The 13,351-nt window shown below is 39.9% G+C and carries 11 protein-coding genes; 7 read left to right on the top strand and 4 right to left on the bottom strand.

What is annotated here, in order from left to right; genetic code table 11:
* Nucleotides 1-729 precede the first annotated feature (729 nt).
* Complete coding sequence (locus R2Q70_RS06420; RefSeq protein ID WP_316806816.1) at nucleotides 730-1,077, bottom strand: XRE family transcriptional regulator; 348 nt, start codon at nucleotides 1,075-1,077, stop codon at nucleotides 730-732.
* Between the two features lie 938 nt (nucleotides 1,078-2,015).
* On the opposite strand from R2Q70_RS06420, the gene R2Q70_RS06425 reads away from it, so the two are divergent.
* Genes R2Q70_RS06425 through R2Q70_RS06435 form a run of 3 tightly spaced genes read left to right on the top strand, consistent with a single transcriptional unit; the run spans nucleotide 2,016 to nucleotide 7,397 of the window.
* Nucleotides 2,016-2,750: a TlpA disulfide reductase family protein gene (locus tag R2Q70_RS06425; RefSeq protein ID WP_316806817.1), complete on the top strand. Its 735-nt coding sequence runs from the start codon at nucleotides 2,016-2,018 to the stop codon at nucleotides 2,748-2,750.
* A 23-nt stretch (nucleotides 2,751-2,773) separates the two neighbouring features.
* Nucleotides 2,774-5,995 (top strand): SusC/RagA family TonB-linked outer membrane protein, encoded by a 3,222-nt coding sequence (locus R2Q70_RS06430; protein WP_316807322.1) that lies wholly within the window; start codon nucleotides 2,774-2,776, stop codon nucleotides 5,993-5,995.
* A 10-nt stretch (nucleotides 5,996-6,005) separates the two neighbouring features.
* Nucleotides 6,006-7,397 carry a RagB/SusD family nutrient uptake outer membrane protein gene (locus tag R2Q70_RS06435; RefSeq protein WP_316806818.1) on the top strand — a complete coding sequence of 464 codons (1,392 nt, stop codon included), beginning with the start codon at nucleotides 6,006-6,008 and terminating at the stop codon, nucleotides 7,395-7,397.
* Between the two features lie 107 nt (nucleotides 7,398-7,504).
* Here R2Q70_RS06435 and R2Q70_RS06440 read toward each other — a convergent pair whose 3' ends face one another.
* The 3 genes from R2Q70_RS06440 to R2Q70_RS06450 form a co-directional block, all read right to left on the bottom strand.
* The gene (locus tag R2Q70_RS06440) at nucleotides 7,505-7,840 is read right to left on the bottom strand and encodes a hypothetical protein (protein WP_316806819.1); all 336 of its coding nucleotides are present in this window, start codon (nucleotides 7,838-7,840) and stop codon (nucleotides 7,505-7,507) included.
* A gap of 97 nt (nucleotides 7,841-7,937) precedes the next feature.
* On the bottom strand, nucleotides 7,938-8,225 hold the full coding sequence (locus R2Q70_RS06445; RefSeq protein ID WP_316806820.1) for a hypothetical protein: 288 nt from the start codon (nucleotides 8,223-8,225) through the stop codon (nucleotides 7,938-7,940).
* A gap of 513 nt (nucleotides 8,226-8,738) precedes the next feature.
* Complete coding sequence (locus R2Q70_RS06450; RefSeq protein ID WP_316806821.1) at nucleotides 8,739-9,326, bottom strand: hypothetical protein; 588 nt, start codon at nucleotides 9,324-9,326, stop codon at nucleotides 8,739-8,741.
* Between the two features lie 96 nt (nucleotides 9,327-9,422).
* Here R2Q70_RS06450 and R2Q70_RS06455 point away from each other — a divergent pair, with 96 nt between their 5' ends.
* From R2Q70_RS06455 to R2Q70_RS06470, 4 genes are all read left to right on the top strand, one after another.
* Nucleotides 9,423-9,683, top strand: a complete 261-nt coding sequence (locus R2Q70_RS06455) for a helix-turn-helix domain-containing protein (RefSeq protein WP_168187519.1) — start codon at nucleotides 9,423-9,425, stop codon at nucleotides 9,681-9,683.
* Between the two features lie 147 nt (nucleotides 9,684-9,830).
* Nucleotides 9,831-10,643: a LytTR family DNA-binding domain-containing protein gene (locus R2Q70_RS06460; protein ID WP_316806822.1), complete on the top strand. Its 813-nt coding sequence runs from the start codon at nucleotides 9,831-9,833 to the stop codon at nucleotides 10,641-10,643.
* A 227-nt stretch (nucleotides 10,644-10,870) separates the two neighbouring features.
* Entirely contained in the window at nucleotides 10,871-11,941 is a 1,071-nt protein-coding gene (locus tag R2Q70_RS06465; RefSeq protein ID WP_316806823.1) for a histidine kinase, read from the top strand.
* 329 nt (nucleotides 11,942-12,270) lie between these two features.
* Nucleotides 12,271-13,239: a toprim domain-containing protein gene (locus R2Q70_RS06470; RefSeq protein ID WP_316806824.1), complete on the top strand. Its 969-nt coding sequence runs from the start codon at nucleotides 12,271-12,273 to the stop codon at nucleotides 13,237-13,239.
* The last annotated feature ends 112 nt before the right edge of the window (nucleotides 13,240-13,351 follow it).

Here is a 13,351-nt window from a genome sequence, read left to right on the forward strand (position 1 = left end):
TTTGTCAATATTAGCAGTATATTTTCACATAATCAAATGCTGTCTTTTTAAAAGGATCGGATCATAATCGGATCAGAATCTAATCATTTGCCTTTCAACAAGCGAAATCCCAATCTTGATCGAACTGACCGACATCAATGTCGGTCAGTTGTGATACCATATTTTAAAATTTTCTTAATCTGATTGTTACTTGGATCAAATACATCAGAAATGATCTAAGGTTGACAAGAGAAATTACAACCGATTTCCTGTTACATTGCCAGCAATCTACCTAAAGAGCTTCATAACTTTCATATCACCAGTACCGACGAGAATCGAACTCATATATAGAGTTTATTGTTTCCGTTTCGTGTATAGCACCTTTTTGGAATTGGTCACTAACCAGTGTTTTAGTAGTTACCGAAAAGAATTGAGTTTCTTATTTAATATATAGTTGTTATACTGATGTCTAACTTTTCAGAAACAGGAATTATCTCAAAAAAACTTTTGAGTTGATCAGATCAGAATGAATATTAAAAAACAAAGCTGACGAATAATATAGACCACTTTGTTATTGCCGTTTGTGTAAACGAAAATATTACAGCAAATTTAGGTTTAGGTTGATTTGTATAACTTTTGTTAGTGTTACTGTTCTTATTTTTGATTGGAGACCAGAAATGTCCACTACCAACTTCCGTCTGATAAGTTTGCTTGTGATTTACCCACCAATAATTCATATTACGCTAGGTTTTAATTTACTGGCACTATCTGAATGATTTTTTCCTCAAACTGCTTACTCTCACTTCCGTCTTTATTTAGCTTCGGAACTTTTTCGTAAGTTATTTCAATCATATTATTGCTAGGTATCTTTGGAAAAAGGTGGCCTATTGATTTTAGGTTTAGAGCTTTCACTAAAAGAGGAAGGTGTCTAATGCTATATTTATCTCTTTGGCTAAGGTCTTCAACCTTACCAACAAAACTTCCAGCCAGTTTTAGTTTTGAACTAAGTAGCGCTTTTGAGATACCCATTTTTACTCTTAATGCTTTAACTTCTTCTATTAATAGGTAATCTATTTCAGAGATTACTTTTTTCTCCATAATTTTAAAAAAAATTAACCAACATGTTGGTTAATAAATAAATTATACTTATCTTCGTTATCAGTTATTTATAGCGACAAATAGAGTTGGGATATAACCCGGCTTTAACGATGTCTCTCGTGGTAGAAAACCGTCAATTTTCGCATGAGTCGATCGTGAGTTCGCCGTATCTATTGAGTTTTGCTATCTTCGTGATATCTTATTCAATAGGGCGGACTTCATGTTAGTCTTTTGCGAACTCAGATCTTTGTCTGAGCGGTTCTTGACGGTACCTCTACCAAAAGCTTTGAAGTTCGCCTTATTGGTTTTTAACCAATCTGGTTGCCTATATGCTTTTACTGAGCCTGCATCGTTTTACATAAAAATTAACCCTTTATGAAAACGAAAAAATTAACCGTCATCAAAATGATTCACTTCGATGAAGTGATTGGTAATTATTCCCTACAACTATTATTAAAGAACGTCATCTGTTCTCCATCGTAATACGTGCCAGAATTCCAAGTCAAAATATAGCCCAAATGAGCAGAGGCTAGTGTGAAGAGAGCACACAAAGTCCCGGCGGGTTAATTCAGCTTGGTACCAGCCCTTTATTGCTGTTCAGGCAAAGGTGCAGTACATGGTTTTTCGCAATCCCAAGGTAAGTATCTTTTTCCTAATAACAAATACGATTTACCGTATCCGCATGATTTTATGGGGGAAGGGTTGGTTTTTGCCTGAATTTTCAGCACACCATATAATTCAATTTTAGATAACATGAGCTTAAGCAACCACTATCCCTTCGATAGGCTTTATGCTTTAAAGCCTAAGAACCCGGTATAACCTATCAAAATCAAGGCAGGTAAACTGAATGGTTAAATAGAAATAGGTTCTTTAATGATAACCTGCCTTGGTTTTCTATGAATAAATCTAAAAGTTCCTTCAACTAATCAAACAAACTCATGGAAAAACCAATAATTATAGCCGTGATGGCTGTGCCATGCCTTTTACTTATAAATTGTTTTTATTTAAATCTCAAAAACAATGACCGTCCAGGGACACTCATGCAGTTACTGTTGCAAGTGATGTATAAATTCAGGCTACTTATTTTAAAAAATCTTGCCAAAACTTTTCTTTTTTTCAACATATGTCTTTTCCTGGCATTAGACTCAAGCGGACAAATTGCACAAAAGCAAGTCCTTTCCATTGGAGATACTGTTCCAGGTAGCCTGTGGAACTCGAACAATACTGTTTACAAGGAGGGAAAGATTGTTAATCATAGTCTTGAACAATACAAAGGAAAACTTTTGATATTGGACTTCTGGAGCACATGGTGTGGTCCATGCATAAGGTCATTACCTGAACTCGATTCAATAGGAAAAATGTTCGGAGATAAAGCACAGGTAGTACTTGTCACAAAAAACACTAACGAAATACTAAGCAAATTCCTGAAAAATAACGATTATGCCAAGGGAATAAAATTGCCCTTTATACTCAACGACTCCATTCTCAACAGCCATTTTCCTCACAGAAGCATATCACATCAAATCTTTATCGACAGTAAAGGGATTGTTAGGGCGATAACTGGAATTAATGGAGCCACAATCAAAAATATTCAGAAAATAGTTAAAGGAAATCCGATTAATTTTCCGCTCAAGGATGACTTTGCTCCACGCTCTAATCTTAATAAAGAATGAAAGAATTAATATATAACCATTGCATGCGTGTCGGTTTTTCGGCTACGCTATTCATTTTAACCTACTTTTGCTGTCCTTTTAAAACGCTAGCACAGCAAAGAGAACGACTTCTTTCTGGAACTGTTATCTCTTCCAATGACCGCAACCCTATATCCGGAGCCATACTCACTATAGGTAAAAAATCGACTAATACTAATAGCGATGGAAAATTCTCTATTTCTACCACTACGGAAATAGGAGAGTTGAAAGCATCCTTTGTTGGGTTCAAGACAAAATTGATTCCTTTTGACCTAAGCAAAAGCACGGTAACATCAATAGTCCTCGAAGTAGATTCACTTGATCTTGGCTCAGTCGAAATTTCCACCGGATATGAACGAAAAGCAAGGGAACGGGTGACCGGCTCCGTCGACCTGGTTGATAACAAACAGCTGAATGCACAATTTGGTCCAAACATCTTGAACAGATTGGAAGGCATGACTCCGGCAGTGTCATTTGATAGAGATGGTCAGCGTCCGGGGTTAACGGTAAGAGGAATCAGCAGTATCAACGCCTCAAAATCTCCCCTTATCATATTGGATAACTTCCCATACGCAGGTGAAATCAGCAACATCAATCCAAACGACATCGAGAGCATTACGGTCTTAAAAGATGCAGCTGCATCTTCTATTTGGGGGGCAAGGGCTGGTAATGGTGTTATCGTGATCACCTCGAAAGCGGGACGCAAAAATCAGGAAATGTCCATCTCGCTGAACAGCAATTTGAGCATAACATCTAGGCCGGATATTTACAAAAACCAAAATTTTATATCCGCTGCCGATTATATTGATCTTGAAAAGTTTCTATACTCAAAAGGCTATTACCAATCCCTGCTGGAGAACACTAGTAATTATCCTGTAGTATCACCGGTAGTGGAACTGCTCAGGAAACGATCTGCCGCAACAACCGAAGAACAGGTCCAGATTGATAAACAAATTGAAGATCTGAAAGGAAATGATTTAAGAGGGGATATCGAACGCTACTTATATTCCAAAGGTTACAATCAGCAGTACGCGCTTAGCATCAACGGCGGCAGTGAAAAAAATACCTATTTTTATTCAGCGGGATACGATAAGGGAAAGAACCAACTGTCTGTCACAAACGACAGGTTATCAATCAAAGCCCAAAACGCCTTTAATCTGAGCGACAGGCTCTCCCTGAGAACGGGTCTATTGTATACCGCAACCACAAACTTGTCCGGAAAACCGGATCCGTCTTCGATCAGATCAGGAGTATCTCAAGGGCTATACCCTTATGCATTGCTTGCTGACAGGGAAGGTAATTCTCTTGCGATCCCCAAGATCTATCGTGAAAGTTATGTTGCTACAGCTGGCGGTGGAAAACTGCTGGACTGGAGGTATTACCCACTGGAGGACTATAAAAACGCAGAGAGTTCGAGAAAATCACAGGATTTTCTGGCGAATGTTAATCTGGAGTACCGGATTCTACCATGGCTGAAAGCTGGCGCGAGATATCAGTTTGAAAAACAAATCACAGAGGGGAAAACGCTTAATACGGAAGGAAGTTTTTTCACCAGAAACATGATTAATCAATTTACCCAACTCAATCAGGTGACTGGTGTCGCGAAGTACATCATTCCTAGAGGTTCCATTTTAGACCTCAATAAGATTGATCTATCCTCTCAGAATCTCAGGACGCAAGTCGATGTTGATAAATCATGGAGCGATCACAGCATCAGCGGAGTAATAGGTGCTGAGGTAGGCCAGAGCCGGACTAATGGTAATGCTTACCGTACCTTTGGTTATAATTATGAACTTGGCGTGGCAACAGGACTTGTCGATCCGGTCAACAGTTATCCGTTATTTTATGGAGGGACGGCAACTATCGGCAACAACAATACCTTTTTCGGAACAGATAACCGATCTATAGCCTATTATGCCAGTGGGGCATATATCTATTTAGGCAGGTACAGTTTCTCCGGAAGTATCAGAAAGGACCAGTCCAATATTTTTGCAGTAAAAACGAACCAAAAGGGAAGACCTTTTTGGTCAGCAGGGTTAGCCTGGGACCTGACAAAGGAAGCATTTTTTCCGCCTTCGACCTTTTCCTACTTCAAGGTCAGAGCCACTTATGGAACCAGTGGGAATGTTGATAATTCGCTCTCTGCCCTTACGACGATGAGCTACACAGGAAGTCCAAATTCGCTCACTGGGTTTACCCAGGCAGTGATCAACAAATTTGCAAATCCAGATCTAAGATGGGAAAAAACCGGCATGTTTAATATCGGAATCGATTTTGCGACTTCCGGCGGCAGGATTTCCGGAAGCCTGGATTACTATCAAAAAAGAGGAACAGATCTTTTGGGCGATGCTTTAATTGATATCACAACCGGGCTGAAGGTCACTACTGTGCGTAAAAATGTCGCTGCCATGAGTGGTAAGGGGGTCGATCTGACATTGAATACATTAAATATAGACGCCAAGATAAAATGGAGAAGTACATTATTACTGGCTTACAATAAAAACCGGGTCCGGAATTATTACCTGAGCACTTATCAGGGATCTAATTACATTACGCCTCAGGGTAACCTCATTACCCCGGTAGCGGGATACCCGGTATATTCTATCTTTAGTTATAGAGCAGCCGGCCTTGATCCGGCAAATGGAAATCCACTGGGATACATTGGGGATAAGGTCAGCACTGATTACACAGCGATTACAGGTAGTGGAACCCAGGTTGCGGACCTTGTCTATAATGGCCCATCAACACCGGTTGTCTCCGGTGCAATCAGAAATACGCTAAACTATAAAAATTTTGAACTCTCCGTTAACATCACCTATAAACTCCGCTATTATTTCCGGAAGAACTCAGTATCATACAGTTCACTGTTTGCGGGCTGGGTACAGCATGCGGACTATATGAGCCGATGGCAAAAAGAAGGTGATGAACTTTTCACCACCATCCCTTCCCTTGTATACCCGGCTGATCCAAACCGGGACGCTTTTTATGCCGGATCAGAAACGCTGGTAAGGCGTGCCGATCATTTGAGGCTTCAATATGTATCTATAGCTTACAGTGTTCCTGGTATAAAGTTAAAAAAACTACCGATCAGGGATCTTAGCATAACAGCGAATGCTTCAAATCTTGGAATGCTTTGGGCCGCCAATAAAGACGGCATCGACCCAGACTACCCTTATGACATCAGCCCGCCAAAAATGATTTCATTTGGATTAAGGGCTCAATTTTAAAATAAAGACGATGAGAAAAAGATTAAAACCAACCGAAAACTACGCTAGAATTTTAACGTTTTTTCACCTTGTGGCAATATTGCTCCTATTTGGCAGCTGCAAAAAATACCTGGATGCAAAACCGGAAAAATCCATTCAGATCCCTAAAACTATAGCAGATCTGCAGGCACTCTTGGACTATGCCGATGATATGAACAACATTTCTGCGCCCGCTCTTGAGGTCTGCTCTGATGACTATTATCTTCCTGATAATGTCTGGAATTCCCTTACCTCAGTATCCAGAAAAAATCTTTATATATGGGAAAGGGATGTGTTCAACGATAATATAACTCCGGGAGAATGGGCTTCCACTTACATTCCGGTCTATAAGGCCAATGTGGTGCTGGAGGGTTTAGAGAAACTAGAAAGGATTCCCTCCAATGCTAGTGAGTATGATCAGATTAAGGGGTCGGCACTTTTATATCGTTCTAGGTCTTTTCTTGAAGCGCTGCAGGTATGGGCATTGCCCTATGATCATAACTTGGCAACTAATACTTTAGGAATCCCGCTGCGGTTAGGATCAGATTTTAATGAAGTCTCCGTACGATCCAGTATCCGCCAATGTTATGACCAGGTTATAGCGGATCTGAAAATGGCTGCAACGCTACTTCCTGTTACTCCGCAACATGTGATGCGTCCTTCTCGTCCTGCCGCATTTGGTTTACTGGCCAGGACCTACCTGGTGATGCAGGATTATGAGAATGCAGGACGCTACGCAGATTCGTGCCTTCAATTAAAAAATACACTGATTGATTATAACATTTTAAATAGCACTGCCGCTTTTCCATTGCCCCGCTTTAATGCTGAAATTGTGTTCAGCACTGCCATTATCCCACAGACCAACTCTGTCAATGGCCGGATTGACAGTACGCTTTACCGTTCCTATTCAGAAAATGATCTTCGAAAGAAATTATATTTCAAGGCTTTCACGGCAGCTACGGGCGGAGGATTTGGTTTCAAGGGAAGTTATTATGCTGCCAACAACCTTTTCAACGGGATTGCAACAGATGAAATGCTGCTGATACGCGCAGAAAGTAAGGCCAGGAAAGGATCTGGTGCAGAAGCACTGGAAGACTTGAACGTCCTGCTTTTAAAAAGGTACGCCACTGGCAAATTTGTTCCATACTCTATTACCAATACAGCAGATGTACTGGGTCTTGTACTCACTGAAAGAAGGAAGGAATTGCTTTTTAGAGGTTTAAGATGGGCAGATCTGAAAAGGCTTAATAAAGAAAGCCGGTTTAGGAAAACCCTCAAGCGAAATCTCAATGGGAATATTTTTGAATTGCTGCCCGATGACCGAAGGTATGCGCTGGCAATACCAAATAGTGTAATCGAGCTGAGCGGGATTCCCCAGAACTGAGCCTAGAAGATGGATATGATTAGTTTACATGAATTTCCAGGCGAAAACTGTTGCAAAAAATCAAACCGCTGGCGTGATTGGGCGCCAACGATTTGATTACTTGAAAATTAAGGTTGCAGTTGACGCTTGGTTTGGGATGCATCAATCTGAGATAGATCAGGTCTTACGGTGCCTGAAACGGTTACCGGCTCTGCATAAATGGCGCAACGCATTTCACCACCACCACAATCCTCAGGCTCTCCACCAGCGGTATATTCGGTGTAATTCAGCTGATTGCTTTCACCAGCTATGTCGCTTCCTGTATACACGAACCATTGTTTAGCTCTTTTTTCTTCTACGGTTTTTAGGTTTTCAGGTTGAGTAAAGGCACTTAAGCCAATCACACCTGCAAGGGAAAGTATTGCTGCTACAGCAATGTTTCTAAAATTGAACGATCTGTTCATATGTTTTGACTTTTTATAGAATCAAAAAAGTGTTCCAAAAACTTTTGTTTTTTATTTATTTAAGGTTGTCCTTTGGCGGACCTCGCCGGAAACTATTTCATAACATAATGACCAAGGTTTCCATTTCCCGGATAATGTTGCCGGCATCATCCGGGATAACCTTGAATAGGCCATGTTTACGGTTGTGAATGAATTTATGAATAACCCTCTTTTCGGTATTGCAATCAGTCAAGGCTAGTTTGCACAGATGGATATCAATCCGGATCAGCACAATGATAAAACAAACGATAAATCCGGTAAGCAGCACCACCATATAGGTAGGTGTGGCCACGATGGAAATGATCCTTGCTACCTGTGTCATCTTTGCTGTGTCTAAAATTTTCATTTCTTTAGCCTGATTTATTTTTCTTTTAAAAAAGCGGTGCAACCTTTGAACTGCCCTTCCCGTTTTTTTGCACTTTATGGTTGTCTCCACGTTCCCTTTACCAGATGCCCGGCCTTTTCCTTTCCAGCACCTCGGGCTTTATCAATCATCTGCAGGCTCAGTCTCGGGGACCTCGCCAATCCTGTTTCTGGTATTTCCCAGGAAGGTCACCGAGCCGGTATTGCTTAATTTGATTAGTCTTCAATGATATTATATTTTCTCATACCCCGATTGTAACGAATATCAAATCCACTTTTTCGTAACCGGGCAATATCAGATTTTATAGTGCGGTCACTGCAGGCCATCAGTTCCCCGGTTTTAACCGAAGTACTGACCATCCCTCGCCTAATGAGTGAGAGCAGCCTTTCCAGGCGTGCAGTTTTTGTAACTATAGACATATATTAACTGATTGTCTATACAAAGTTTGCTGCTGCGAGGGAAAACAGCAGTTCAAATTTTAAAGAAACAGCAAGCTTATTTCTTTGAACTAAAAAGTAATGATTTGATAATCCCGCTCATTGTAGATTCTGAAATACCCAAATAAGAGGCAATACTTTTCTGGCTGACCAGCATGGAAAGATTTGGATGATGTTTCTTTAGCGATAAATATTGTTCTGTGGTAGATGAGGTTCTGATTAACTCATTATAATCAATGAGTTTTAGTAGTTCATCTGTTAATATTTTTTTGGTTAGTCGTAAAAATTCTGCCGATATATCTTCCAATGCTCTCCAGTCATAATAGCTCACCCTGTAAACTGTTCCCTCTTGTTCGCATAGAATGCCCTGTTTACTTTTTTGTTGTTTGAGGTAACTGGTTGTTAAACAGCATAATTCTCCGGAACCAAAAAAGCCCAGCGTCCTGTCAAAGCCTTCTTCATGTGTAAAACTTCTGAAGAACCCAGAGGCGATAAAATAGGTATATCTGTTCACCTCTCCTGGTAAAAGCAGGAAATTACCTTTACTGATTGTAAATTCCTTTGTCCTAAGTTGTAGTTCAGCCAACAGATTTTCATCTAATGGAACATGGCTGGCTAGATAATCTTTAAAAATTTCAAAACTCATTTTCGCAATAATTTAGGTAATCAACTTTTTATTTATTCATCTGCAAACTATTTTAACCCATGTAATTTTATCTATGCTCACCTAATGCATTTTCCTATGAATGAAGACATCATTAAAAGAATTGACGAGCTGATGAGAGTCCAGCAGCATATCCTTTTGAAACTCAATTCATTTGATATCTATCGGAAAAGCCTGATAACCAATTGGTACGATAGTGCAGATATCAAACGTCTACTAAATATTAGTACAGCCACACTTTTCAGGCTTAGAAGGTCTAAAACCATTCAGTCCGCCAAAATCTCAGGTAAATGGTATTATAGACTTCCGGATTTTGAAGAATTCAAATACAATGGATAAAAACATCTTTAAGTGAGTTTACCTCAGCTGCGGAATTTTAACATCTTTTTTCTCAGCAAAAGATAAAAGTGGTATAAAGCCATATTATCATGATGGAAGCAGAATATTTAAGGATGGAATTTGTTCAAAGACCAAAGATCTTAATTTTTGTGTGATAAAGTAGGCGCAAATATTCCTGTAATTGCTAATTTTGCTGAAAAACTATTGTTCATTATGACCACAAAACTTAAATGTGTTGCTGTCGATGATCAAACTCATGAGTTGTCAGTAATACAAAAATTAATACGTGCCCATCCGGATTTAATCTTATTGAAGACTTACTCTTCTTCACTTAAAGCGCTTGCTGGCATTAAAAAACACCACAACATTGATATCGTATTTATGGATGTTGAGATGCCGGAACTGGACGGAATAAATCTCGCGAAACTTATAAGAGCAAATACCAGGCATCTGGTCTTTATCACAGCATTCGAGCAATATGCGCTGAAATCTTTCTCGGCGAGTCCGGATGATTATTTATTAAAACCGGTCAGTAAGCTGGCTTTCGTGGAATGTATTTCTAAATTGATTTCCAGGTCAGCTCAGCCCCTGCAATCGAATAGCGAGATCGATGATGACCTTTTCATCCCTACAGAGATCAAAGGAATCTCAGCGCGGGTCCGCAGAGCGGATATTGTTATGTTTGAACCACTGACGGGTACGAACTATACTAAAATATATACGGAAGAAACAATATATGAGATGAATGTGACGCTAAACGCTATCGATCAATATCTCCAGCAGGATAGCAGATTCATGCGGATTAGCAGGAGTTGCATTATTAACTTAAAGCACATTGTTACCCTCAGCGCGGGAAAGGTAATTATGGGGCCGATGAAAAAGAAGATGTCCATCGGCGCCGATTATGCGGAAATTTTCCATGCCTATCTATCAGATCGCCTATTGGGCAAGCTCGGTTGATTTTTAAAGTCCTGCTAAACATGGGTCAGCAATGTGGTAAATACTGTCGTAGGGTCAGTTGTCTTTACATTCATGTTACCCCTTTGTCTAAATACAAAAACTGTTCTTGCATTAAGCTTTGTGATGATCTTTTGTTTCATGCAGTAAACATGTGATTCATCGTTATTTAATGCTTTGTTTAATTGTATAAGCCCTTTTTTGGGGGGTGAAATACCAATATTGTGTATATGGAAAAAAATCCCGGACCAGCGTATAATGTGATATGGCACATTGCATTATGGGCTGGATATTTTACTTTTGAATATTTACTCGCCTGGGGCTATGTAGGTGTGATGCCCCAAATCATGAGTTCTCTTTTACACTTCACAGTGAATATTGTGCTGTTTTATGTGCTTTATAAGATAACCTTCCCCAGACTGTCCTGGTCAAATCCTAAAAGTATTGCCATTTCAGCAGCGCTGATATTACTTGTTGCATCAATATTCGTCGCAATGAAACTGGTGGTAGATATGCTTTTGATGCTGGGAACTGGCCGTGAAATCGGTCAGCAACTGTTAAGTATGCAAAGTATTACCGGGTATTTTTATCGTTCGGCTGCTTTCGCCTTTCCTGCCATCGGGATATATAACTTATTAAGGTTTGAAAAGGAAAAGCAAAACAAGCTGTTGTTTATTCAGTCACAATACAATAAAATGCTCGAGGATCAAATTACCCAGAGCTTACTGGACCGGCATAAAGGGACAATGTTAAACGATCACATTGACTATCACTTTTTTTTTAGTATGATGAGTTTTATCAGTAGCCGACTAATCAAAACAGATCAAATTGGTCGGCAAGTGATCAATCAATTTGTTGAGGTTCTACGTTACACGACTTCGAGAAAATCCTCTGCAACATCTCTGCGCTTATCAGATGAATTAGACCAGTTAAATATCAGACTTGAACTTAAAAATATAATTGCGAGTCAACCCATTTACTTAAAAATAAGTCGGCCAAGTACAGACTACATCATTCCAAAATCGCTAATTATGCCATTATTTATCACGCTGCTTAAAAACTGCGAATTTACAGGTGAAAAGCTGGTGCCGACGCTTTCAGTAAAGGAAACTGATCAAATGCTGTCTATCATTTTTGAAAACCTAAAAGCTCATTTTCTCTCTGGCGAATTAAAAACTGAATTCGCCAGTCTTGATGCATACCTCAAAGGGCGATTTAAAGAAAAAGGACAGTTGAGATATGAACATAGAGGTAGAAATCTTTTTGTTGAACTTAGATTTCCCGCGCTAAGATCAAAGTAAAGTGCTAACCATTTAACCCTGGCTTGAATCAAATGTGGTCAAAATCATTCAAAACATTTCAGCCACACGCTCTGGCTTGTATCACAATGATTTTATATTTCTTTTGCAGCGTGCAACAGTTGGCGGATGATCATCAGTAAGGATTTGGCAAGTTCCAAAACAGCGGATGTGATAATTTTACTGCATAATTTTTCGAAATGTTCACTTCACAGCAATATGTGACTTGCTGGATTGTTCCGCCTCATCGGCCCTTATTAACTGGTCATCGGTGCATATATTGGAAAGTTAATTTTTTCTACTCAGATTTTTGAATGATTAAATTAAATATTATGTCTGGTTTTTTAAATGTTAATGAGATCAAGGAGAAGGTATCGCTAATTGATTTTCTAAGGAATCTGGGTTATTCTCCACAGAAAGTAGCTAATAGCGAACATTTTTTCCGGAGTATGCTAAGGGAGGAATATACAGCCTCGCTATGTGTTTACGAAAAATTTGGTGTCTGGTGTGACCATGGTGGAGCAGGGGTTTCAGGGATTAGGAGCGGAAGTGTAATTGATTTTGCGCTGGCCTACTGGTATCCCTCTGGTCTTGAAGAAGTGTTGCACAAGATTGTGGAGTATGGCCAAGTCGACATTGATTGCTTAAAAAGCGTGCCCTCCGGTGAAGTGAAAAAGGAAAGACCGGTTCGGTTTCAGCGTTATGAATTCGAAAGGGTTGATGAACTGGGGAGTAATGCTGCAATAAATGAATATTTAGATAGCAGGGGGATTGGCTCGGTAGCGAAGGGCCATCTGTATGAGGTTTATTATTATGCTTTGGATGACCGAAATAAGCTCCGGCGATATTTTGCACCTGGCTGGCCTAACGAAAACGGGGGATGGGAGGTGAGGAATAAAAAGTTCAAGGGTTGCCTGGGCCATAAAGGCATGAGCTTTCTTGAAGGTTCAGCGAAAAGGCTCTGCGTATTCGAAGAATATTTCGATTTTTTGAGCTGGAGGGTATGGCATCCGAAGGATCCTGCGGCTATTCTGGTGCTTAATTCTCTCTCTATGTTGCAGACGGCAAAAGCCAGAGCTATTAAGTATGATAATATTGAACTATACTTTCATCATGATCGGGCGGGGAGGGCGGCGACCAAAGCATTTATATCCGATCTGGATATCAGCAGGGACAGCTCCTGGATTTATGCAGGGTTCAAGGATTATAATGAGAAGCTGGTTGCAGATATCAGCTCGGGAAAGATTACCATCGCCCCAGCAGGATTTTCTGGTAATGCTAGGGAAGGACTAACGTTGTAACGCCTGGCCGCGTATTTTGCTATAAATATATCAATAATCACTTATTCATTTGATGATCATCTCTGTATGATGGATTTATCATCAGAAGCAGTGGCTGATTCTTTAACATTCT

The sequence above is a fragment of the Pedobacter agri genome (assembly GCF_032678665.1).
GTDB lineage: Bacteria > Bacteroidota > Bacteroidia > Sphingobacteriales > Sphingobacteriaceae > Pedobacter > Pedobacter agri_A.

Coding starts and splice junctions, on each gene's coding strand:
- R2Q70_RS06420 (WP_316806816.1), bottom strand. CDS start 1,077: ATGGAGAAAAAAGTAATCTCTGAAATAGATTACCTATTAATAGAAGAA.
- R2Q70_RS06425 (WP_316806817.1), top strand. CDS start 2,016: ATGGAAAAACCAATAATTATAGCCGTGATGGCTGTGCCATGCCTTTTA.
- R2Q70_RS06445 (WP_316806820.1), bottom strand. CDS start 8,225: ATGAAAATTTTAGACACAGCAAAGATGACACAGGTAGCAAGGATCATT.
- R2Q70_RS06440 (WP_316806819.1), bottom strand. CDS start 7,840: ATGAACAGATCGTTCAATTTTAGAAACATTGCTGTAGCAGCAATACTT.
- R2Q70_RS06455 (WP_168187519.1), top strand. CDS start 9,423: ATGAATGAAGACATCATTAAAAGAATTGACGAGCTGATGAGAGTCCAG.
- R2Q70_RS06435 (WP_316806818.1), top strand. CDS start 6,006: ATGAGAAAAAGATTAAAACCAACCGAAAACTACGCTAGAATTTTAACG.
- R2Q70_RS06465 (WP_316806823.1), top strand. CDS start 10,871: ATGGAAAAAAATCCCGGACCAGCGTATAATGTGATATGGCACATTGCA.
- R2Q70_RS06470 (WP_316806824.1), top strand. CDS start 12,271: ATGTCTGGTTTTTTAAATGTTAATGAGATCAAGGAGAAGGTATCGCTA.
- R2Q70_RS06450 (WP_316806821.1), bottom strand. CDS start 9,326: ATGAGTTTTGAAATTTTTAAAGATTATCTAGCCAGCCATGTTCCATTA.
- R2Q70_RS06430 (WP_316807322.1), top strand. CDS start 2,774: ATGCGTGTCGGTTTTTCGGCTACGCTATTCATTTTAACCTACTTTTGC.